Annotated in this window: 21 protein-coding genes; 16 read left to right on the forward strand and 5 right to left on the reverse strand. The window is 59.7% G+C overall.

Translation table 11 applies throughout. From position 1 onward, the window contains the following. Window positions 1-24: 24 nt before the first annotated feature. The 10 genes from ASC74_RS10425 (at window position 25) to trpE (ending at window position 12,656) form a co-directional block, all read left to right on the forward strand. Window positions 25-2,424, forward strand: a complete 2,400-nt coding sequence (locus ASC74_RS10425) for a PAS domain-containing sensor histidine kinase (RefSeq protein ID WP_056741313.1) — start codon at window positions 25-27, stop codon at window positions 2,422-2,424. Further along, window positions 2,425-3,054, forward strand: coding sequence for a response regulator (locus ASC74_RS10430; RefSeq protein WP_003210977.1), 630 nt, complete (start codon window positions 2,425-2,427; stop codon window positions 3,052-3,054). 341 nt (window positions 3,055-3,395) lie between these two features. Further along, window positions 3,396-4,520: an ABC transporter ATP-binding protein gene (locus ASC74_RS10435; RefSeq protein ID WP_056741314.1), complete on the forward strand. Its 1,125-nt coding sequence runs from the start codon at window positions 3,396-3,398 to the stop codon at window positions 4,518-4,520. Between the two features lie 49 nt (window positions 4,521-4,569). After that, window positions 4,570-5,613: an ABC transporter substrate-binding protein gene (locus ASC74_RS10440; RefSeq protein WP_056741315.1), complete on the forward strand. Its 1,044-nt coding sequence runs from the start codon at window positions 4,570-4,572 to the stop codon at window positions 5,611-5,613. Window positions 5,614-5,811: 198 nt separating this feature from the next. Continuing rightward, window positions 5,812-7,059, forward strand: a complete 1,248-nt coding sequence (locus ASC74_RS10445; protein ID WP_056741316.1) for an ABC transporter permease — start codon at window positions 5,812-5,814, stop codon at window positions 7,057-7,059. 12 nt (window positions 7,060-7,071) lie between these two features. Next, the gene (locus tag ASC74_RS10450; protein WP_056741317.1) at window positions 7,072-7,896 is read left to right on the forward strand and encodes an ABC transporter permease; all 825 of its coding nucleotides are present in this window, start codon (window positions 7,072-7,074) and stop codon (window positions 7,894-7,896) included. Between the two features lie 221 nt (window positions 7,897-8,117). Further along, on the forward strand, window positions 8,118-9,266 hold the full coding sequence (locus ASC74_RS10455; protein WP_056741318.1) for an iron-containing alcohol dehydrogenase: 1,149 nt from the start codon (window positions 8,118-8,120) through the stop codon (window positions 9,264-9,266). Between the two features lie 347 nt (window positions 9,267-9,613). Beyond that, window positions 9,614-10,288, forward strand: a complete 675-nt coding sequence (rpe, locus tag ASC74_RS10460) for a ribulose-phosphate 3-epimerase (protein WP_056741319.1) — start codon at window positions 9,614-9,616, stop codon at window positions 10,286-10,288. Beyond that, entirely contained in the window at window positions 10,285-11,103 is an 819-nt protein-coding gene (locus ASC74_RS10465) for a phosphoglycolate phosphatase (protein ID WP_056741320.1), read from the forward strand. The genes rpe and ASC74_RS10465 overlap by 4 nt, the downstream gene beginning before the upstream one ends. Before the next feature lie 71 nt (window positions 11,104-11,174). Then, window positions 11,175-12,656 carry an anthranilate synthase component I gene (trpE, locus tag ASC74_RS10470; RefSeq protein ID WP_056741321.1) on the forward strand — a complete coding sequence of 494 codons (1,482 nt, stop codon included), beginning with the start codon at window positions 11,175-11,177 and terminating at the stop codon, window positions 12,654-12,656. 191 nt (window positions 12,657-12,847) lie between these two features. On the opposite strand, the gene estP is transcribed toward trpE, so the two are convergent. Further along, window positions 12,848-14,755: an esterase EstP gene (gene estP / locus ASC74_RS10475; protein WP_056741322.1), complete on the reverse strand. Its 1,908-nt coding sequence runs from the start codon at window positions 14,753-14,755 to the stop codon at window positions 12,848-12,850. A 405-nt stretch (window positions 14,756-15,160) separates the two neighbouring features. Between estP and ASC74_RS10480 the strand changes: the two genes are divergently transcribed. From ASC74_RS10480 to ASC74_RS10495, 4 genes are all read left to right on the forward strand, one after another. Further along, a complete protein-coding gene (locus ASC74_RS10480) occupies window positions 15,161-15,754 on the forward strand; it encodes an aminodeoxychorismate/anthranilate synthase component II (RefSeq protein WP_033056198.1) in 594 nt (197 codons plus the stop codon). Between the two features lie 9 nt (window positions 15,755-15,763). Next, window positions 15,764-16,813 carry an anthranilate phosphoribosyltransferase gene (gene trpD / locus ASC74_RS10485; protein ID WP_056741323.1) on the forward strand — a complete coding sequence of 350 codons (1,050 nt, stop codon included), beginning with the start codon at window positions 15,764-15,766 and terminating at the stop codon, window positions 16,811-16,813. Continuing rightward, window positions 16,810-17,646, forward strand: coding sequence for an indole-3-glycerol phosphate synthase TrpC (gene trpC, locus ASC74_RS10490; protein WP_056741324.1), 837 nt, complete (start codon window positions 16,810-16,812; stop codon window positions 17,644-17,646). Before trpD ends, trpC begins: the two co-directional genes overlap by 4 nt. 67 nt (window positions 17,647-17,713) lie before the next feature. After that, entirely contained in the window at window positions 17,714-18,415 is a 702-nt protein-coding gene (locus ASC74_RS10495) for a lipoate--protein ligase family protein (protein ID WP_056741325.1), read from the forward strand. Here ASC74_RS10495 and crp read toward each other — a convergent pair. Then, entirely contained in the window at window positions 18,412-19,056 is a 645-nt protein-coding gene (crp, locus tag ASC74_RS10500; RefSeq protein WP_046045393.1) for a cAMP-activated global transcriptional regulator CRP, read from the reverse strand. The two genes, ASC74_RS10495 and crp, sit on opposite strands and share 4 nt — an antisense overlap. Window positions 19,057-19,287: 231 nt before the next feature. Here crp and ASC74_RS10505 point away from each other — a divergent pair, with 231 nt between their 5' ends. Next, the gene (locus tag ASC74_RS10505; RefSeq protein WP_008061600.1) at window positions 19,288-19,710 is read left to right on the forward strand and encodes an OsmC family protein; all 423 of its coding nucleotides are present in this window, start codon (window positions 19,288-19,290) and stop codon (window positions 19,708-19,710) included. A 237-nt stretch (window positions 19,711-19,947) separates the two neighbouring features. Further along, window positions 19,948-20,742: an adenosylmethionine decarboxylase gene (gene speD / locus ASC74_RS10510; protein WP_056741326.1), complete on the forward strand. Its 795-nt coding sequence runs from the start codon at window positions 19,948-19,950 to the stop codon at window positions 20,740-20,742. Window positions 20,743-20,815: 73 nt separating this feature from the next. Here the strand turns inward: speD and coq7 are convergent, their stop codons facing one another. From coq7 to ASC74_RS10525, 3 genes are all read right to left on the reverse strand, one after another. Next, the gene (gene coq7, locus ASC74_RS10515; RefSeq protein WP_008147238.1) at window positions 20,816-21,463 is read right to left on the reverse strand and encodes a 2-polyprenyl-3-methyl-6-methoxy-1,4-benzoquinone monooxygenase; all 648 of its coding nucleotides are present in this window, start codon (window positions 21,461-21,463) and stop codon (window positions 20,816-20,818) included. Window positions 21,464-21,587: 124 nt separating this feature from the next. Continuing rightward, entirely contained in the window at window positions 21,588-21,926 is a 339-nt protein-coding gene (locus ASC74_RS10520; protein WP_008147240.1) for a histidine triad nucleotide-binding protein, read from the reverse strand. Window positions 21,927-22,008: 82 nt separating this feature from the next. Continuing rightward, window positions 22,009-22,797, reverse strand: a complete 789-nt coding sequence (locus tag ASC74_RS10525) for an SDR family NAD(P)-dependent oxidoreductase (RefSeq protein WP_056741327.1) — start codon at window positions 22,795-22,797, stop codon at window positions 22,009-22,011. Between the last annotated feature and the right edge of the window lie 17 nt (window positions 22,798-22,814).

Below are 22,814 nucleotides of genomic sequence, written 5' to 3' on the forward strand. Positions count from 1 at the left end.
TATTTGTCAGTGTGTGAGACTTCGATGATGCGTTTTCGCTGCCTGTGGGTTATCGGCTGTTTGTGGTTTCCCTTGATGGGCTGGGCGGCTCCCGCGCCACCCGTGCATGTCGCGCAATTGTCCGCGGGCCAGCAGCAATGGCTGGCGCAACATGGCGAATTGCGCGTGGGGCTGGTGTTGCAAGTGCCCTACGCCCAATACGATCGCCGCTTGCAGCGTTTGTCCGGGGTCAATGTCGAGCTGATGAAGTGGCTGGCCAAGGCGCTCAAAGTCGAGCTGAGCTGGCGCAACTTTCCCGACCTGGCGCAGCTGGAAGACGCCGCGCGCGAGGGTGAAATCGACATCGCTCCGGGGCTGACTCAAACCCCCGGTGGCCTGCGTCTCTGGCAGTTTTCCGACCCGTATATGCGGGTGCCGCAACTGGTGGTCAGCGACCAGAAAAGCACCGGCGTGGTAGAGCTGGAAAAACTCGACAGCCAGACCCGCGTCGCCGTGCGCATGCCCGGCGCCACTGCCGATTACCTGCGCAGCAATTACCCGCACCTGAACCTTCAAGGCGTACCGATCGAGCGCCAGGCACTGCAACTGTTATTGAGTCAGCAGGCCAGTTACGCCGTGGTCGACGAAGCGCAGCTGGGGCGTTTGTCCGCCGAGCCGGAATTCGCCGGGCTGGTGGTGGTGGGCGACATCGGCCTGCCGCAACTGTTGCGGGTGGCCACGCGCCGGGACTGGCCGGAACTGGCCGGCATCGTCGAAAGCGCGTTGCGGGCGATCCCGGCCAAGGACCTGGAGCAACTGCACAACCAGTGGCTGCAACCCAAATACCCGCGGCTGACCGAGTCCCCGGGTTTCTGGCAAAACCTCTGCCTGCTGTTGGCGGTGCTGATGCTGAGCAGCATGGCCATCGTGTTCTGGCAGCGTCGGCAGCAGCACAGTCTTGAGCATCGTTTGCGGGCAGCGCGCGAAGACATTGCCCTGCGTGCCGCCAGCGAAGAAGCTTTGCGTCTCACCCAGTTTTCCATCGACCAGAGCACCGTCGGCATCCTTTGGGTCAACTGGGACAGCCATGTGCGCTACGCCAATCGCGCGGCCGAAACCATGCTGGGTTATCCAGCGGGCGGGATCATTGATCGGCCGCTGATCGACTTCGAGCCCGGCTTGCACATGGATCGCTGGCTGAACCTGTGGAAACGCGCCCGGGCCAGTGAAGATGGCCCGCAAAGTTTCGAAACCAACTGCATACGGGCGGATGGCAGCAATCTGCCGGTGGATGTTTCGCTGAGCTTTTTGCGGTTTCGCGACAGCGAATACCTGGTGGTTTACCTCAACGACGTCACCGAGCGCCGCCGTGCGTTGGCCGCGTTGCAGGAAAGCGAAGCGCGTCTGCAAGGGATCGCCGCCAACGTTCCCGGACTGGTCTTTCGCCTGGAACGGGCACCGGTGACGGGGCAGATCGACTTCGCCTACATCAGTGAAGGCAGCGAGAGCCTGGTCGGTTACTCGCCGGCCACCCTGGCCCATCGCGACAAAGGCCTGCGCAGCCTGGTGCACCCGGACGACAAGGCCAGTTATCACCAAACCCAGGACCATGCGCTGGATACCGACAGTGACTGGTCGTGGCAGGGACGGATTCTCACCCGTTCGGGCAAACAGCGCTGGGCCGAGATCAAGGCCATCACCCGCCGACTCGAAGACGGCGCCTATGTCTGGGACGGGATCGTCTGGGACATCAGCGAGAGCAAACGCATCGAACTGGAACTGGCCAGCTCTCGCGAACAGCTGCGTGAGTTGTCCGCGCACCTGGAAAGCGTGCGGGAAGAGGAAAAGGCCCGCATCGCCCGGGAAGTTCACGACGAACTGGGTCAGATGTTGACCGTGCTCAAACTGGAAACCTCCATGTGCGAACTGGCCTACGCCCAGCTCGACCCTGGTCTGAATGAACGCTTGAACAGCATGAAGCGGTTGATCGCTCAGCTGTTCCAATTGGTGCGAGATGTAGCCACGGCGCTGCGGCCGCCGATTCTCGACGCCGGGATCGCCTCGGCTATCGAGTGGCAGGCCCGCCGATTCGAGGCGCGCACGCAGATTCCGTGTCTGGTGCAGGTGCCGGAGAACCTGCCGGTGCTCAGTGATGCCAAGGCGATTGGCCTGTTCCGGATCCTTCAGGAAGCGCTGACCAATGTCATGCGCCATGCCCAGGCGCATACTGTCGAACTGACATTGGCGCTGGAAGGCGACGAGTTGTGTCTGACCGTCAGTGATGATGGCGTAGGATTTGTCCCCGCCACCGGTAGGTCAACATCCTTCGGGGTGGTCGGCATGCGCGAGCGAGTGTTGATCATGGGCGGACAGTTGTCGCTTGAGAGTGAACCGGGTGAAGGCACGACCCTGAGCGTGCGAGTGCCGCTGGATGAGGAGAAGTAAGTGATCCGTGTATTGGTAGCCGAAGACCACACCATCGTCCGCGAAGGCATCAAGCAATTGATCGGCCTGGCCAAGGATTTGCTGGTGGTAGGGGAGGCGAGCAATGGCGAGCAGTTGCTCGAGACCTTGCGCCATGTTCCCTGCGAAGTGGTCTTGCTGGACATCTCCATGCCCGGGGTTAACGGGCTGGAGGCGATTCCCCGGATTCGCGCGCTGAACAATCCGCCGGCGATTCTGGTGTTGTCGATGCACGACGAAGCGCAAATGGCCGCCCGTGCGTTGAAGGTCGGCGCTGCGGGTTATGCGACCAAGGACAGCGATCCGGCGCTGCTGCTGACGGCGATCCGCAAGGTCGCGGCGGGCGGGCGCTACATCGACCCGGACCTGGCCGACCGTATGGTCTTCGAAGTCGGCCTGACCGATTCGCGGCCGTTGCACTCGTTACTGTCCGAGCGCGAGTTCTCGGTGTTCGAACGCCTGGCCCAGGGCGCCAACGTCAACGACATCGCCCAGCAACTGGCCTTGAGCAGCAAAACCATCAGCACCCACAAGGCGCGGCTGATGCAGAAACTCAACATCACCTCCCTGGCGGAACTGGTGAAGTACGCGATGGAGCACAAACTCCTCTAAGGCTCAGCGCGGACCCATTGTGGGAGCGAGCCTGCTCGCGAAAGCGGTGTGTCAGTCGGCATATCTTTGCCTGATTCACCGCTTTCGCGAGCAGGCTCGCTCCCACAGGAATCTCGTCGTCATATCCATTTGCGACATCCTGAAACCCCGCTTTTGCCTGTTCTTGCGGCTTGCAGCGTCAAGCTAGCCGCTGCCCTATCCATCCCCGCCATCCTTGTAGGGCAATCCCTACCCCCAACCTTCCATCCTGCTGAGGCCATTCTCTCCTGCGCCCCGATTTGCGCGGTCGGCAGCGTCCACTAGGCTTAGTCCACAGCAGTCATCACAACAAAGGTGTGGGTATGAGCCAGGTCGATTCAAGCGCAGGGGCCAGCGATATTCTGGTCAGCTTTCGTGGAGTACAAAAAAGCTACGACGGCGAGAACCTGATCGTCAAAGACCTCAACCTGGAGATTCGCAAAGGCGAATTCCTCACCTTGCTCGGCCCGTCCGGCTCCGGCAAGACCACCAGCCTGATGATGCTCGCCGGTTTCGAAACACCGACCGCAGGCGAAATCCAGCTGGCCGGGCGCTCTATCAACAACGTGCCGCCACACAAGCGCGACATCGGCATGGTGTTCCAGAACTACGCATTGTTCCCGCACATGACGGTCGCCGAGAACCTGGCGTTCCCGTTGACCGTGCGCGGCTTGAACAAGAGCGATGTCAGCGACAAGGTCAAAAAAGTCCTGAGCATGGTGCAGCTCGACACCTTCGCCCAGCGATATCCGGCACAACTCTCCGGCGGTCAGCAGCAGCGTGTGGCTTTGGCCCGGGCGTTGGTGTTCGAACCGCAACTGGTGCTGATGGACGAACCCCTTGGCGCACTGGACAAACAACTGCGCGAACACATGCAGATGGAGATCAAGCACCTGCACCAGCGCCTCGGCGTGACCGTGGTCTACGTGACCCACGACCAGGGCGAAGCCCTGACCATGTCCGACCGTGTAGCCGTGTTCCATCAGGGCGAAATCCAGCAGATCGCACCGCCGCGCACCCTGTACGAAGAGCCGAAAAACACCTTCGTCGCCAACTTCATCGGCGAGAACAACCGCCTCAATGGCCGCTTGCACAGCCACACCGGCGACCGCTGCGTGGTTGAGTTGGGGCGCGGTGAAAAGGTTGAAGCCCTGGCGGTCAACGTCGGCAAGACCGGCGAACCCGTCACGCTGTCGATTCGTCCCGAGCGCATCAGCCTCAACGGCGCAAGCGATCAATGCGTTAACCGCTTCTCAGGGCGGGTGGAGGAATTCATCTACCTGGGCGACCACGTCCGGGTTCGCCTGGAAGTCTGCGGCAAGACCGATTTCTTTGTGAAACAACCGATTGCCGAGCTCGATCCCGCGCTGGCCGTCGGTGACGTGGTACCGCTTGGCTGGCAGGTCGAACACGTTCGCGCGCTCGACCCACTTTTAGAGGCGCATTGATCGCCCCCTGCTTCAACAACACCAACCCTGCACGTGGAGAGAACAATAAATGTTGAGATCCCTGAAATTCACCGCTTTGGTCATGGGCATGATCGGTGCGGCACACGCAATGGCGGCGGGCCCGGACCTGACCGTGGTGTCCTTTGGCGGGGCGAACAAGGCAGCGCAGGTCAAAGCCTTCTACGCGCCGTGGGAAGCGGCAGGTAACGGCAAGATCGTGGCGGGCGAGTACAACGGCGAAATGGCCAAAGTCAAAGCCATGGTCGACACCAAGAGCGTGTCCTGGGACCTGGTAGAAGTTGAATCGCCAGAACTGTCTCGTGGTTGCGACGAAGACATGTTCGAGCAGCTTGATCCGAAGTTGTTCGGCAAGTCCGAAGACTACGTCAAAGGCGCTATCCAGCCATGCGGCGTGGGCTTCTTCGTGTGGTCGACCGTGCTGGCCTACAACGCCGACAAGCTGGCTTCCGCACCGACCAGCTGGGTGGATTTCTGGGACACCAAGAAATTCCCGGGCAAACGTGGCCTGCGTAAAGGCGCCAAGTACACCCTGGAATTCGCTCTGATGGCCGACGGCGTTGCGCCGAAAGACGTCTACAAAGTACTGGCCGGCAAGGATGGTCAGGACCGCGCGTTCAAGAAACTCGATGAGCTCAAACCAAGCATCCAGTGGTGGGAAGCCGGCGCGCAACCGCCGCAGTACCTCGCTTCCGGTGACGTGGTCATGAGCTCGGCCTACAACGGCCGGATCGCTGCCGTGCAGAAAGAAAGCAACCTGAAAGTCGTGTGGAACGGCGGCATCTACGACTTCGACGCATGGGCCATCCCGAAAGGTCTGGATAAGGCACGTGCTGAAGCGGCGAAGAAATTCATCGCGTTCTCGGTGCAGCCGCAGCAGCAGAAGACCTACTCGGAAAACATCGCCTACGGCCCGGCCAACACCCAAGCCGTACCGTTGCTGGCCAAGGATGTCCTGAAAGACATGCCGACCACCCCGGAAAACATCGCCAACCAGGTGCAGATCGACGTCAGCTTCTGGGCTGACAACGGTGAGCAACTGGAACAGCGCTTCAATTCCTGGGCTGCGAAGTAAGCAAGTCACACGGGACGACGGTTCACCGGATGATCGTTCCCACGCTCTGCGTGGGAATGCCGCCCGGGACGCTCCGCGTCCCTGTGACGCAGAGCGTCACTGGATGCGTTCCCCCGCAGAGCGTGGGGACGATCAGCACCCAAAGTTCGAGGTGGCGTTTGCCACCTCTGCAACGATCAAAGATTTCCGGAGTACGCCATGGCCACCGCCATTCCCCTGAACGCGGGCACCGACCCCACCTTGAAGCAGCGGCTCAAGCACGCCGAGCGGATCAACCGCTGGAAAGCACAAGCCTTGATCGCGCCGTTGGTGCTGTTTCTGTTGCTGGTGTTCCTGGTGCCCATCGTGGCGCTGCTCTACAAAAGCGTTGGTAACCCGGAAGTGGTCGGCGGCATGCCGCGCACCGTGGCTGCTATCGCCAGTTGGGATGGCCGCGGCCTGCCCGCTGAACCGGTTTACAAGGCGGCCAGCGAAGACCTCGCTGAAGCCCGCAAGAATCAGACCCTGGGCGACCTGTCCAAGCGCTTGAACATGGAGTTGGCCGGCTACCGCAGCCTGCTGACCAAAACCGCACGTGCCTTACCATTAGCCACCGAACCGGCCTCCTATAAAGAAGCGCTGGAAGGTCTCGACGAGCGCTGGGGCGACCCGGCCTACTGGCAAGCCGTGCGCCGCAACACCAGCAGCATCACGCCTTATTACTTGCTGGCAGCGGTTGATCACCGTATCGATGACCTCGGCGAAATCGCCCCGGCCACGCCCGATCAGGCGATCTACCTCGACATCTTTACCCGGACGTTCTGGATGGGGCTGATCATCACCGTGATCTGCCTGCTGCTGGCGTATCCATTGGCCTACCTGCTGGCGAACCTGCCGTCACGGCAAAGCAACTTGCTAATGATTCTGGTGCTGCTGCCGTTCTGGACCTCGATCCTGGTGCGGGTCGCCGCGTGGATCGTGTTGCTGCAATCGGGTGGCTTGATCAACAGCGGCCTGATGGCGATGGGCATCATCGATAAACCGCTGGAGCTGGTGTTCAACCGCACCGGGGTTTACATCTCGATGGTGCACATCCTGCTGCCGTTCATGATTCTGCCGATCTACAGCGTGATGAAAGGCATCTCGCCGACCTACATGCGCGCCGCGATTTCCCTCGGCTGCCACCCGTTCGCCAGTTTCTGGCGGGTGTACTTCCCGCAGACCTATGCCGGTGTCGGCGCTGGTTGCCTGTTGGTGTTCATCCTCGCCATCGGCTACTACATCACCCCGGCCTTGCTGGGCAGCCCGAACGATCAGATGGTCAGTTACTTCGTCGCCTTCTACACCAACACCAGCATCAACTGGGGCATGGCGACCGCACTCGGTGGGCTGCTGCTGTTGGCGACCGTGGTGCTTTATCTGATTTACAGCTGGCTGGTGGGCGCCAGTCGCCTGCGCCTGAGCTAAGGGGAGAACGAAATGCTGAGTCCTTATATGTCGCCCATTGAGCGGGTGTGGTTCTACAGCTTGCGCATTCTCTGCGGGCTGGTCCTGTTGTTCCTGATTCTGCCGGTGCTGGTGATCATCCCGCTGTCGTTCAACTCCGGGAGTTTTCTGGTGTACCCGTTGCAAGGCTTTTCGCTGCACTGGTACCAGGATTTCTTCGCTTCGGCCGAGTGGATGCGTTCGCTGAAGAACAGCATCATCGTTGCTCCGGCGGCGACTGTGCTGGCGATGATCTTCGGTACGCTGGCGGCCATCGGCCTGACACGGGGCGACTTCCCCGGCAAACCGCTGGTGATGGCACTGGTGATTTCGCCGATGGTGGTGCCTGTGGTGATCATTGGTGTGGCCAGTTACCTGACCTTTGCCCCACTGGGATTTGGCAACAGCTATATTTCGCTGATCGTCGTACACGCCGTATTGGGTGTGCCGTTTGTGATCATCACGGTGTCGGCGACGTTGCAGGGGTTTAACCAAAACCTGGTGCGTGCTGCTGCGAGTCTTGGGGCTTCGCCGCTGACGGCGTTCCGTCGAGTGACCTTGCCGTTGATTGCGCCTGGCGTGATCTCCGGTGCGCTGTTTGCCTTCGCGACTTCGTTCGATGAAGTGGTGGTGACGCTGTTCCTCGCCGGTCCTGAACAAGCGACCCTGCCACGGCAGATGTTCAGCGGCATCCGCGAAAACCTCAGCCCGACCATCGCGGCGGCTGCGACATTGCTGATTGCCTTCTCGGTAATCCTGCTGCTGACCCTGGAATGGCTGCGTGGGCGTAGCGAAAAACTGCGTACCGCCCAGGTCTGAAGCCGTACACAAACCAACTGTGGGAGCGAGCCTGCTCGCGATAGCGGACTATCAGTCGACATCAATGTTGAATGTTAGTCCGCTATCGCGAGCAGGCTCGCTCCCACATTGGTTTTGTGCGGTGTTCGAGATCTCTGGTCATTCACGGCCTGAATAGCAGACAAACCCCAATCCCCAGCTACTCTTGTGCCCAGCTCCCCTATCTATAAGAGGCTGCGCACATGAGTATTTCCTCTTTCAAAATCGCTCACAAACTGATCACCGGTGCAGGTGCCATCGAGCAACTGGCGGCTGAACTGACACGCCTGGACATCGACAACCCGCTGATCGTCACCGATGCCGCACTGGTCAAGTCCGGCACGGTCGAGCTGGCGCTGGCGCAGCTGGGCGACCGAACCTACGAAATTTTCGACCGTGTATTGCCAGACCCGGAAATCGCCATCGTCGAAGACTGCATGCGGGTCTACCGCGAGGGCGGGCACGACGGACTGATCGGCCTGGGCGGCGGCAGTGCCATCGACATCGCTAAAAGTGTCGCGGCCTACGCCGGTTATCACGGGGCGCTGGAGGATCTGTTCGGCATCGATCAGGTGCCGCGCAAAGGTCCGCCGCTGATCGCCATTCCGACCACCGCCGGTACCGGCTCGGAAGTCACCAACGTGGCGATCCTCTCCGACAAGGTCGCGCAGCTGAAGAAAGGCATCGTCAGCGACTATCTATTACCGGACGTGGCGCTGGTCAGCCCGCAAATGACCCTGACCTGTCCGCGCAGTGTCACTGCCGCCAGTGGCGTCGATGCACTGGTGCACGCCATCGAATCCTATCTGTCGCTCAACGCCTCACCGATTACCGACGCACTGGCCATCGGCGCCATCAAGCTCATCGCCAAGGCGCTGCCGAAGGCTTACGCCAATCCCTCCAATCTCCAGGCCCGCGAAGACATGGCCACCGCCAGCCTGATGGCCGGTATGGCATTTGGTAATGCCGGGGTCGGCGCGGTGCACGCGCTGGCGTACCCGCTGGGCGGCCGTTACAACATTGCCCATGGCGTCAGCAACGCCTTGCTGCTGCCGTATGTCATGGCCTGGAACAAAATGGCCTGCGTGGAGCGCATGCAAGATATCGCCGAGGCCATGGGCGTGAAGACCGCTCATCTGAGCGCCAACGACGCGGCGGACAAGGCCGTAGAGGCGATGACCGAGTTGTGCGCTGCGGTGGAAATCCCGCCGGGCCTGCACAGCTTCGGCGTTCCAGAAGATGCCATCCCGGCCATGGCCGTGGAAGCGGCCGGAATTGAGCGCCTGATGCGCAACAATCCACGCAAATTGAGCGCCGTCGACATAGAGAAGATCTACCGAGCGGCCTACTAGGGCCTGCCATCCATTATTTTCTGTGCCGCGCCGGGTCTGCTGTTGCGCAGGGCAAGGCGCGAGGAGCGTGGTTTGGTCATTCCAAATAAGCTCCGAGCAACGCAGCCCTGCGCAACAGCAGGCCCGGCCCTTCGGGTTGTGTCTGAAAGCGGGCCAGGCTGCGTTGCAGTCCTTGGCAAGGGAACAACCATTACCGGCGGACTGCGCCTTGCCTGGCCCGCTTTCAGACGACAACGCGGCACAGAAAATAATGGATGGCAGGCCCAATCATCGCGGCCACGGTGCGCGGGTCAAAGCATGAGGTATACAATGCGCGCCATCGTGATTCTGCTCAAAAAAGGTGCGTCATGCAGCCCTTCGTAATTGCTCCGTCGATTCTCTCCGCCGACTTCGCCCGCCTGGGTGAAGAAGTGGACAACGTCCTGGCCGCTGGCGCCGACTTCGTGCACTTCGATGTCATGGACAACCACTACGTGCCGAACCTGACCATCGGCCCGATGGTCTGTGCCGCGCTGCGCAAGTACGGCGTGACCGCGCCGATCGACGCGCACCTGATGGTCAGCCCGGTGGACCGCATCGTCGGTGACTTCATCGAAGCCGGCGCGACCTACATCACTTTTCACCCGGAAGCCACGCAGCACGTCGACCGCTCCCTGCAACTGATCCGCGAAGGTGGCTGCAAGTCAGGCCTGGTGTTCAACCCGGCGACCTCGCTGGACGTGCTCAAGTACGTGATGGACAAGGTCGACATGATCCTGCTGATGAGCGTCAACCCAGGCTTCGGCGGGCAGAAGTTCATCCCCAGCACCTTGGATAAACTGCGTGAAGTACGGGCGCTGATCGATGCTAGCGGCCGTGACATCCGCCTGGAAATCGACGGCGGCGTGAACGTGAACAACATTCGTGAAATCGCCGCTGCTGGCGCTGACACCTTCGTCGCCGGCTCGGCGATCTTCAATGCACCGAACTACCAAGAGGTGATTGAAAAGATGCGTTCCGAACTGGCGCTGGCCCGCCCATGAGTGGCTTTGAGCAGCTGTTCCCGGGGTCTCTGCCGCGGTTGGTGATGTTCGATCTGGATGGCACGCTGGTCGATTCAGTCCCCGACCTCGCAGCGGCTGTGGATAACATGCTGCTCAAACTCGGGCGTAAACCTGCCGGCATCGAATCGGTGCGCGAGTGGGTGGGCAACGGCGTGCACACGCTGGTGCGCCGGGCCTTGGCCAACCACATCGACGCCGAGGGTGTCGATGACGTCGAGGCCGAGCATGCCCTGGAGCTGTTCAACGGCTTTTACGAGGACGGTCACGAGCTGACGGTGGTTTACCCCGGCGTGCGCGACACCCTGAAATGGCTGCACAAGCAGGGCGTCGAGATGGCGCTGATCACCAACAAGCCGGAGCGCTTCGTCGCGCCGCTGCTGGATCAGATGAAAATCGGTCGTTATTTCCGCTTGATCATCGGCGGCGACACCCTGCCACAGAAAAAGCCGGACCCGGCAGCGCTGTTTTTCGTGATGAAAATGACCAATATCCCGGCGTCGCAATCCTTGTTCGTCGGCGATTCGCGCAGCGATGTGCTGGCGGCGAAAGCGGCGGGGGTCAAATGCGTGGCGCTCAGTTACGGTTATAACCACGGCCGACCGATTGCCGAAGAGTCGCCGGCGCTGGTGATCGACGATCTGCGCAAGTTAATTCGCGGTTGCCTGGATCCGGCCGCTGAGATAACGTTGCCCGACGCTGTTCAACCCCCTTCTGGAAACGCCATCGTGGTGGTCACTCGCAAACTCTGGATGAAAGTCATCAAGGCCCTGGCCCGCTGGCGTTGGCGCGCCTGACTTGTTCCTGGCCGGCATACCGGCGCGTTTGCATACCTGACTGTTAGACCCTCAAGCCACGAGGCTACCCCATGATCCGCGAAGAATTCCTGCGTTTGGCCGCTGCCGGCTACAACCGCATCCCGCTTGCCTGCGAAACCCTGGCTGACTTCGACACGCCGCTGTCGATCTACCTGAAACTGGCCGACGAGCCCAATTCCTACCTGCTGGAATCGGTGCAGGGCGGGGAGAAGTGGGGGCGTTACTCGATCATCGGCCTGCCGTGCCGCACCGTGCTGCGGGTTCACGACCATCAGGTCAGCGTGACCCACGACGGCATCGAAATCGAAAGCCACGAAGCCGAAGATCCACTGGCGTTCGTCGAAGAATTCAAAGCTCGCTACAACGTGCCAACCATCCCTGGCCTGCCGCGCTTCAACGGCGGCCTGGTGGGTTACTTCGGTTACGACTGCGTGCGCTATGTGGAGAAGCGTCTGGGCAAGTGCCCAAACCCGGATCCGTTGGGCGTTCCGGACATTCTGCTGATGGTCTCCGACGCGGTGGTGGTGTTCGACAACCTCGCCGGCAAGATGCACGCGATTGTCCTGGCCGACCCCTCGCAGGACGATGCTTTCGAGCAAGGTCAGGCGCGCCTGGAAGAGTTGCTGGAAAAACTCCGTCAGCCGATCACCCCGCGCCGTGGCCTGGATTTCAGCAAGCAACAGTCTGCTGATCCGGTATTCCGTTCGAGCTTCACCCAGGACGATTACGAAAAAGCCGTCGACACCATCAAGGAATACATCCTGGCCGGTGACTGCATGCAGGTCGTGCCGTCCCAGCGCATGTCGATCGACTTCAAGGCCGCGCCAATCGATCTGTACCGGGCGCTGCGTTGCTTCAACCCGACGCCTTATATGTACTTCTTCAACTTCGGCGACTTCCACGTCGTTGGCAGTTCGCCGGAAGTGCTGGTGCGGGTCGAAGACAACCTGATCACCGTGCGCCCGATCGCCGGCACCCGTCCGCGCGGCGCCAACGAAGAGGCCGACCTGGCACTGGAAAAAGACCTGCTGTCCGACGACAAGGAAATTGCCGAGCACTTGATGCTGATCGACCTGGGCCGTAACGACACTGGTCGGGTTTCGGAAATCGGTTCGGTGAAACTCACTGAAAAGATGGTCATCGAGCGTTATTCCAACGTGATGCACATCGTGTCCAACGTCACCGGCCAATTGAAGGCCGGGCTGACGGCGATGGACGCACTGCGGGCGATTCTGCCGGCGGGTACCTTGTCCGGTGCGCCGAAGATTCGCGCGATGGAAATCATCGACGAACTGGAACCGGTCAAGCGTGGTGTCTACGGCGGCGCCGTCGGCTATTTCGCCTGGAACGGCAACATGGACACTGCGATCGCGATCCGCACCGCGGTGATCAAGAACGGCGAACTGCACGTGCAGGCCGGTGGCGGCATCGTCGCCGACTCGGTACCGGCGCTGGAATGGGAAGAAACCCTGAACAAGCGCCGCGCGATGTTCCGTGCGGTGGCCCTTGCCGAACAAACCCCGGAAAGCTGAGTTCCTATAAAACCTGTGGGAGCGAGCCTGCTCGCGAAGAGGCCAGCACAGCCAACATTGATGTTGTCTGACCCACCGCTTTCGTCGGAACGCCGCCCGGAGCAGGCTCGCTCCCACAAGGGCCTCCCAGCATAAAAAAAACGCGGCACCTGTGAGGGCGCCGCGTTTTTTTATGCCAGCTGTTTGCTGGATCAGAAATCCAGCGCAACCCCAACGGTAAGCCCTTGCTGGGTAAAGTCATCATCCTTGCGGAACGTGTATCCGCCGCGCAGCGCCAAATCGGCCGTCAACTTGTGGCTGACCCCCAGGCTCACGCGATTCAAGTGGCTTTGCGGTGTATAGCCGTCCAGTTTGAAGTCCAGGGACGGCAGGCTGTTGAGCGCGATGTTTACTTTCTGAGTGTCATCCTCGTATTCATGCTCATACGCGTATTCGCCGAACACTTGAGTCTGCGCGGTGATCTGATACTTACCCTGCAGACCGGCGCCCAAACGTTTTGAATCGCGTTTCTGGTCATCAAAGGTCAGTGCTGTGGAACGAGTGCTGTTTTCCGAGTAGCCGTCGACTTCCACTTTTGCGTAATCGGCGCTGATGAACGGCGACAGGTGCCACTCGCTGCCCGGTTGCGCTATGTCGTAGCCAACCCGTGTGCTGAAGGCCCACAGATAGCCATCGGTATCGCCTTTCTCCGCACCTTCGCTGGCACCCAGGTCGAATTTGCGTTTGAGGTTGTCGTAATCCAGCTTGCCGCCGGTCAACGCGGCATCGGCCCACCAGCGATTCTGCTGGAACTGGGCGAAGGCGGTGGCCAGGTAGCTGTTGAGTTTGTAGTCCGAATCGTTGCTGCCTGCCTCCAGATTCTGACGATAGAAACCCGCCGCCACACCGACGCGCCAGGCGTCATTGAGACGATAGCTGCCGCCGATATTCAAGTTGTAACCGTCGCCGCCGGCGCTGGCACCGCTGCTTTGGCTATCGACATCCAGATGCTGACCGCCACCGGCGACAATCGCGCGCCATTGGCCGACCGCCTGCCAGTTCTCCCAGTCCGATTGCCATTGGCTGCGCAGTTCATCCTGGTGCGCACGCAAGGTGGCGTGGGCCATTTCTGGCAGTAATGTCAGCTCCCACGGCGCAGCCAGTAGGGAGTAGGCGTAGTCAGAAATCAGTTTCTGCCCGGCTTCGGTCGGATGAACCCCATCGTTATAAATCAGCTTGCTGGGGTCCGGGGTGGCACTGTTGATGCCATACGTAGGGTTTTCGGTGCAGCTGTTACCGCTGAAGCAAGTCGCCGTCAGGCTCTGGCCGGTAGCAAAACCGAATCGAGCCGGATCGGCGAAGGTTTCCTGCAACAGCAGCGGAATGTTCAGCGGGATGATTTCGGCATCGATCCCCGCCAGTCGAGTGACCAGTTGCCGGTTGAAGGCAGAGCTCAGTAGTGAGGTGGGTGTCTGCTGGGGCGTGCCATTGATGGCGGGCGCCAAACCCAGGTCGGGCAGCAGCCATACCATGATGTACCGGGCGCCGGCGGTTTGCAGAACCTGGACGCTGTTGGCCAGTCGATCCGCAGCGGCATTCGCCTGAGCGCCACTTTGTACACGTCCCTGAAGAAAGTCGTTACCACCCCCGGAAATGTAATACAGCGCGTTCGGATCGGCGCTGAAGTTGTTTGTCGGCAGATAGCCCGGGCGTGTGCGTTCGCCCGTGGCGGATGCGGTGGTGATCGAGGTGAGGATCTGGTCGGTGCGATATCCGCCAACGGCCCAGTTATTACCGTCCGGCAGACCCTGGTTCGCCCGCGCCGCCGAGGTTGAAGCGGCCGTCTGGTCCGGTGAAAACCCGAGCCTTCCACCCAGCAATTGCGTCGAGTTGGCGGAGTAGACTTCGCCGCTGCCGTCCTGGTAAACCGGTCCTGTCCGATTGGTGAAGCGCACGGTCGACCCGGGAGGGCCGCCCGTGTCGGTAAACTGCCCGGCATCGTTGAGGCTATCGCCGAAGACGATGAAGTTCGAATAAGGGTTGGGTGCCGAGATCGCCTGGGTGCAGGCTATAGCCAGCAAGCAGCCGGCAAGCGGTACAGTCAACGTCCGTCTGATCATGAGCAAGTCCTTTTGTTTTTGTTGTAATGAGCAAAACGATAGTGCCAAAAACTATAGGGCCTGTTGCCGTTCGGCGCGAACCCGCCAATTGTTTCAAGAGGTTCTACCGCCCCATATTGCACGCTCTGCCCAGCTAAGTTACTGTGCCGAGACGTATAAATGAGACCTTCCCCGTGTTGATCGTCAGCAAACTTCTGGATCAAGTCATCAAGGCACACGCCCGTTGGCGTTGGCGCGCCTGAATCCTTCTGCCGGCCCGGCCGGATCTTTACCGCTTTGCCTTCTTTATCCGCAAGACAAACCGCTTTGCAGCGCGACTCCAGCGACTGACAAAGTGCAGGACGCTGCGGGTAAATCATTCGAAGGCTGTATTCAAAGTCAGTAAATTCAAGAGGTTCTTAAGCCATGTTGCTGATGATCGATAACTACGACTCTTTTACTTACAACGTTGTGCAATACCTCGGTGAGCTCGGCTCCCAGGTCAAAGTCGTGCGCAACGATGAGCTCACCATTGCCGAAATCGAAGCCCTCAACCCTGAGCGGATCGTCGTTTCACCCGGCCCTTGCACGCCGAACGAAGCCGGCGTGTCGATTGATGTGATCAAACATTTTGGCGGTAAATTGCCGATCCTCGGCGTCTGCCTGGGCCATCAGTCCATCGGCCAGGCCTTTGGTGGCGATGTGGTCCGCGCCCGTCAGGTCATGCACGGCAAAACCAGCCCGGTGTTCCACGAGGACAAAGGCGTATTTGAAGGCCTGAACCATCCGCTGACGGTCACCCGCTATCATTCACTGATCGTCAAACGCGAAACCCTGCCCGATTGCCTGGAGCTGACCGCCTGGACCCAGCTTGAAGACGGCTCGGTCGACGAGATCATGGGCCTGCGCCACAAGACACTGAACATCGAGGGCGTCCAGTTTCACCCTGAGTCGATCCTCACCGAACAGGGCCACGAGCTGTTCGCTAATTTCCTCAAACAAACCGGCGGCACGCGCTAAGGACTTTTCATGAATATCAAGACAGCCCTGAGCCGTATCGTCGAACAGCTCGACCTCAGCACCGATGAGATGCGCGATGTCATGCGCGAAATCATGACCGGTCAATGCACGGATGCGCAGATCGGCGCGTTCATGATGGCCATGCGCATGAAGAGTGAAAGCATCGACGAGATCGTCGGCGCCGTGTCGGTCATGCGCGAGCTGGCAGACAAGGTCGAACTCAAGACCCTCGACGGCGTCGTCGATGTGGTGGGTACCGGCGGCGACGGTGCGAACATCTTCAACGTATCGACTGCTTCCTCGTTCGTGGTCGCGGCGGCCGGTTGCACAGTCGCCAAGCACGGTAACCGTGCAGTCTCGGGCAAAAGCGGCAGCGCCGATTTGCTGGAGGCGGCGGGTATCTACCTGAACCTGACGCCGGTTCAGGTAGCACGCTGCATCGACAACGTCGGCATCGGTTTCATGTTCGCCCAAACCCATCACAGCGCCATGAAGCACGCCGCCGGCCCGCGACGGGAGCTGGGCTTGCGCACGCTGTTCAACATGCTCGGCCCGCTTACGAATCCGGCCGGCGTGAAGCATCAGGTGGTGGGCGTATTCAATCAGGCGTTGTGCCGGCCGCTGGCTGAAGTCTTGCAGCGTATGGGCAGCAAGCACGTGCTGGTGGTGCACTCGAAGGATGGCCTGGACGAATTCAGTCTGGCAGCACCAACCTTCGTGGCGGAATTGAAGGATGACCAGATCACCGAGTATTGGGTCGAGCCAGAAGACCTGGGGATGAAGAGCCAGAGCCTGCACGGTCTGGCAGTGGATAGCCCGGCGGCCTCGCTGGAGCTGATCCGCGATGCCCTGGGCAAGCGCAAGACCGAGAACGGTCAGAAAGCCGCGGAAATGATTATGCTCAATGCCGGTGCCGCGCTGTACGCCGCCGACCATGCCAGCAGTTTGAAAGAAGGCGTTGCCCTGGCGCACGATGCGCTGCACACAGGCCTCGCTCGGGAAAAGCTGGAGGAGTTGGGTGCATTTACCGCGGTATTTAAAGTGGAGAATGAGGGATGAGTGTACCGACGGTTCTGGAAAACATTCTGGCCCGTAAAATCCAGGAAGTCGCCGAGCGTAGCGCTCGCGTAAGCCTGGCGGAGCTGGAAAGTCTGGCCAAGGCGGCCGATGCACCCCGTGGTTTTGCCAAGGCATTGTTGGCTCAGGCCAAGCTCAAGCAGCCAGCGGTCATTGCAGAAATCAAGAAGGCTTCACCGAGCAAAGGCGTGATTCGCGAGAACTTCGTTCCCGCCGACATCGCCAAGAGTTACGAGAAGGGCGGCGCGACCTGCCTGTCAGTGCTCACCGATATCGATTACTTCCAGGGCGCCGATGCGTATCTGCAACAGGCGCGGGCGGCGTGCAAACTGCCGGTGATCCGCAAGGACTTCATGATCGATCCGTACCAGATCATTGAGGCCCGAGCGTTGGGCGCCGACTGCGTGCTGTTGATCGTCTCTGCACTGGATGACGTGAAAATGGCCGAGCTGGCGGCCGTGGCCAAAAGTGTCGGCCTCGATGTGCTGGTGGAGGTTCACGATGGCGACGAGCTGGAGCGGGCCTTGAAAACCCTGGACACTCCGTTGGTCGGCGTCAACAACCGCAACCTGCACACCTTCGACGTCAATCTGGAAACCACCCTCGATCTGTTGCCGCGTATCCCGCGTGATCGCTTGGTGATTACCGAAAGTGGCATTCTCAACCGGGCCGATGTCGAGCTGATGGAAATCAGCGATGTGTATGCGTTCCTGGTTGGCGAAGCGTTCATGCGCGCCGAAAGCCCGGGCACCGAGCTGCAGCGTCTGTTCTTTCCTGAGCGTGGTATCGCGGTGAGCGGTTCTACACTCGACTGAACGTGACTTGATGAAGAAGCCGGCGATGCCGGCTTTTTTATACCCCAAACAAAGGATGTCTACTGCCATGACCCAGCCCATCGCCTTGACCGTCGAAGCCGGCCTGCTCGCCGAACAGGATCTGTTGGCCCATGTGTGCACCGGCGATTCGGAGTTTGGCCTGCTGTTCTGGCAGCCCAGTGACAGGGCGCTGGTCATGCCGCGACGGTTGAATCGTCTGCCTGGGTTCGAGGCCGCGTGCGAAGTGTCGGCGGCGGCAGGTTGGCCGGTGTTGTTGCGTGAAACCGGCGGTGAACCGGTGCCGCAATCGGCCTCAACGATCAACATCGCATTGGTCTACGCGCCACCCCGTAGCGAGGGTGACCAGAACCGTATCGAAACCGGTTATCACCGGCTTTGCGATCCGATTTGTCAGTTACTCGATGAACTGGGCGGCGTTTCGTCTTTGGGCGAAATAGAGGGGGCGTTCTGTGATGGGCGTTTCAACGTCAACCTTGATGGGCGCAAGATGGTCGGCACGGCTCAACGCTGGCGCCAGAGCAAGGGCGGTACGCGTCCGGTAGGGTTGGTGCACGGTGCTTTGTTGCTCGATAACGAGCGTGAGTCGATGGTTGCGGCGGTTAACCGGTTCAATGAAGCCTGTGGCCTGGAGCAGCGAGTTCGCGCCGAGAGCCACATTGCTCTTCATGAAAAATATGCAGCACCTGATGCGTTGGAACGACTCGACACGTTGTACCGCCAGTTACTGGCAGACATGTTCAGGGTTTAGCGCGTACCGAAGACCACCATGGTCTTGCCTTTGACGTCCACCAGGTTGCGTTCTTCCAGATCCTTGAGTACGCGACCGACCATCTCACGTGAACAACCGACAATCCGCCCGATTTCCTGACGGGTCACCTTGATCTGCATGCCATCGGGATGGGTCATTGCATCTGGCTGCTTGCACAGTTCCAGCAGGCAGCGTGCGACGCGGCCGGTAACGTCGAAGAACGCCAGATCCCCCACCTTGCGGGTGGTGTTGCGCAGGCGCTGTGCGATTTGTCCGCTGAGCACGTAAAGAATGTCTGGATCCTGTTGGGACAGTTCGCGGAATTTCGCGTAACTGATCTCCGCAACTTCGCATTCGATCTTGGCGCGCACCCAGGCACTGCGTTCCTGTTCCAGGCCGGCCTGTTCGAACAGGCCCAACTCGCCGAAAAAGTCTCCGGAGTTCAGGTAGGCAATGATCATTTCGCGGCCGTCGTCATCCTCGATCAGGATGGTGACCGAACCCTTGATGATGAAGAACAGGGTTTCCGAGCGATCACCGGCACAAATGATGTTGCTTTTGGCCGCATAACGACGGCGCTGGCAGTGCATCAGCAGCTTGTCGAGGTTTTTGATTTTGGGTGTTGGGGTAATAGCAACCATGGTTGTATCCCGAAAAGACTTCACGGTGTGTTTGGTTTTCTTATGAGTCGCTGAGGTTGCTACAAAGCTGGCTATGCGCCAGTGAATTGGCGCCAGCTTAACAGACACTTCCTGCAATATTCGAGAATTTACCTACAGCGCAGCGGCTTGCGTCGTGGGAAGGCGAGACGCCGTCAATCAAGGCCCCTGTGCTAAGCTGGCGACCCTTTTTTATACAGTGGAGTCTTGGCGATGAAGGCACGCATCCAATGGGCTGGCGAAGCCATGTTCCTCGGCGAATCCGGCAGCGGTCATGTCGTGGTCATGGACGGTCCGCCCGATGCCGGCGGTCGCAACCTGGGTGTCCGGCCGATGGAAATGCTTCTGCTGGGTGTTGGCGGTTGCAGCAATTTCGACGTGGTCAGCATCCTCAAGAAGTCCCGTCAGGCCGTTGAAAGCTGTGAAGCCTTCCTCGAAGCCGAGCGTGCCACCGAAGATCCGAAGGTTTTCACCAAGATTCACATGCACTTCGTGGTCAAGGGCCGAGGCTTGAAAGAAGCCCAGGTCAAACGCGCCATCGAGCTGTCTGCCGAGAAGTATTGCTCGGCGTCGATCATGCTGGGTGCGGCGGGCGTAGAGATCACACACGACTACGAGATCATCGAGCTCGGTTGAATCGACATTCAACTATCATAAAGGCAGTGCAGACTGTGGCGATCCCAAGCTGACGTCTGCACAATGCGCCACTTTTTCAGGGTAGTGGGCCGTCCGCCGACAGGCCGCGCACCCGAACAGACAACCAAAGTCGCCATTGCGAAGAGGTGTTAACCGTCCTACGCAGGTGTGTCGTTCGCATCTGACGGGCATGCTTGATCATGCGGCCGGGCCGCAATACATAGAGAGTCTTCCACGGTGAAAAGCAAACTCAAGCTCCACGGGTTCAATAACCTGACAAAGACCTTGAGCTTCAACATCTATGACATCTGCTATGCGGAAACCCCGCAAGACCAACAGGCTTACGTCGAGTACATCAATAAAGAGTACAACGCGAAGCGCCTGACGCAGATCCTCACAGAAGTTGTCGATATCATTGGTGCCAACATCCTGAACATCGCCAGTCAGGACTATGAACCCCAGGGCGCCAGTGTCACGATTCTGATCTCTGAAGAGCCGGTGACCCCGACCGACAGTCAGATCGAAGAGTCCCCGGGCCCGCTGCCTGAAATTATCCTGGCCCACCTCGACAAGAGCCACATCACGGTGCACACCTACCCGGAAATCCATCCGGACGATGGCATCGCAACGTTCCGTGTGGACATTGATGTGTCGACCTGTGGCGTCATTTCACCGCTCAAGGCGCTCAACTTCCTGATTCACCAGTTCGATTCGGACATCGTGACCGTGGATTATCGCGTGCGCGGCTTCACCCGTGACGTGGAAGGCAAAAAGCACTTCATCGACCACGAGATCAACTCGATTCAGAACTACCTTTCCGAAGACACCCGCGACGCGTACCAGATGACCGACGTGAACGTGTACCAGGAAAACCTGTTCCACACCAAAATGCTGCTGAAGAACTTCGAACTCGACAACTACCTGTTCGGCGACGCCACCAGCAACCTGTCCGCTGAGCAGCGTGCTCAGGTGACCGAGCGTGTGAAACACGAAATGCTGGAAATTTTCTACGCGCGCAACATGTCGAGCTGATTTTCTGCGAGCAAAAAGAAAGGGCGCTGAAAAGCGCCCTTTTTTGTGCACGGGATTTTTTTTGGGGAGGGGATCAGATCCGGTAAGTACTTTTGGTCATGACCTTGGCCATCAGGCTCATGCCAAACTTCACCGGTGCCGGAAAGCGGAAACCCCCAGCCTCCAGCGCGCTTTCGGCGTGGTGTTCTTCATCAATGCGCATCTGCTCGAGGATAGCCCGGGACTTTTCATCCTCGGCTGGCAGTTGCTCAAGGTGTTCGTTGAGGTGCTTGCACACCTGATGCTCGGTAGCAGCAACGAAACCCAGGCTGACTTTATCGCTGATCAACCCGGCCACCGCGCCAATCCCGAACGACATGCCGTAGAACAGCGGATTGAGAATGCTGGTGTGGCTGCCCAACTGTTTTATGCGTTGTTCGCACCAGACCAGGTGGTCGATTTCTTCTTCGGCGGCATGCTCCATGGCCGCGCGCACTTGCGGCAGCTTGGCGGTCAGGGCCTGACCCTGATACAGCGCCTGGGCACAGACTTCGCCGGTATGGTTGATGCGCATCAGACCGGCGACGTGCCGGGTGTCTTCGTCGCTCATTTGCGCATCCGGCTGCACGATAGCGGGTGAAGGACGGTACGGCTGACCACTGAAGGGCAACAAGGTACGCATCGCGGCATCGGCTTGCAGCAGAAGGCGGTCAATCGGCGAGTAGTGACGTTGGGTAGTCATGCTGACCTCCGGGAAGAATCTCGGCGGCCAGTTTAACCCAATCGGCCGGGGAAGGTTTGCGCTGGGTCATTGCGACGCAGGTACTTGTGGGAGCGGTTGCCCACCCCCACGGGGTTTACTGCAATCAGCCCGGTGGCCAATGCATCTGGCGCTGACCCAATACATGCATATGAATGTGATAGACGGTCTGCCCACCGAGTGGATTGCAATTCATGACCACGCGGAAGCCCTCTTCGCAACCCAGTTCCAGGGCCAGACGCTGGGCGGTGAACAGAATATGCCCAGCCAATGCCTTGTCGTCCTCGGTCAGGTCGTTAAGCGTGCGCACCGCTTTTTTCGGGATCACCAGGAAATGCACCGGTGCCTGTGGGGCGATGTCGTGGAAGGCCAGTACCTGGTCGTCCTCGTAAATGATCTTGGCCGGGATTTCCCGGTTGATGATCTTGGTGAACAGAGTATCCACAGCTGTTTTCTCCGTTGTTTGGGCTGGCCTGAGTGTAACCATGGGTTATGCCCGAGCCCAGCCTTTTACCTTGAGGGTGCGATCAGCGCGGGCAGTAAGCCTTGTTGACCATGCCGGCGATTGTCCGGGTCAGCCAGCGCGAGCCGAGTCGCGGCAGGAAGGCGCGCCAGCGGTTGCGTCGGCCCGGAATAATGATGGCGCGGTTTTTCTCCAGAGCCCGCACGGTGTAGAGCGCGACTTCCTCGGGGCTCATCAGCATTTTGCTGTCGATCAGTTTGCCCGCGTCCAATTGCGCGGTGCGGAAAAACGCCGTGCGGGTAGGGCCGGGGCAGAGCACCGACACTTTGACCGAACATTTTTTCAGTTCGACGCGCAACCCTTCGGAAAAGTGCAGCACATAGGCCTTGCTGGCGTAATAAGTACTCATCCACGGGCCGGGATGGAACGCCGCCACCGAGGCGACATTCAAAATTTGCCCGCCGCCCTGCAGCGCCATACTGTTGCCGATCGCGTGACACAGGCGAGTGAGCGCGAGGATGTTCACTTCGATCAGGTCCTGCTCAGTCATCCAGTCCTGAGCCAGAAAAGGACCGCAGGTGCCGATGCCGGCGCAGTTGACCAGCAAATCGATCTGTCGGTCACCTTCCTCCAGCTCCAGCAGAAAACCGGACAGCCGTAGCGGCTCGCCGAGGTCACAGGCTCGGAACAACACTTCCACGCCAAAACGTTGGGTTAGCTCAATAGCAATACTTTCCAGCTGATCACGCTGACGGGCCACCAGAATCAGGCTGCGGCCGCGCCGGGCCAGCGCTTCGGCCATCGCCAGGCCGATGCCGCTGGAAGCGCCAGTGATCAGAGCGTAACGGGTCATGCATTTCTCCATCGCAA

It is taken from the genome of Pseudomonas sp. Root329 (assembly GCF_001424925.1).
Taxonomy (GTDB): Bacteria; Pseudomonadota; Gammaproteobacteria; order Pseudomonadales; family Pseudomonadaceae; genus Aquipseudomonas; species Aquipseudomonas arabinosi.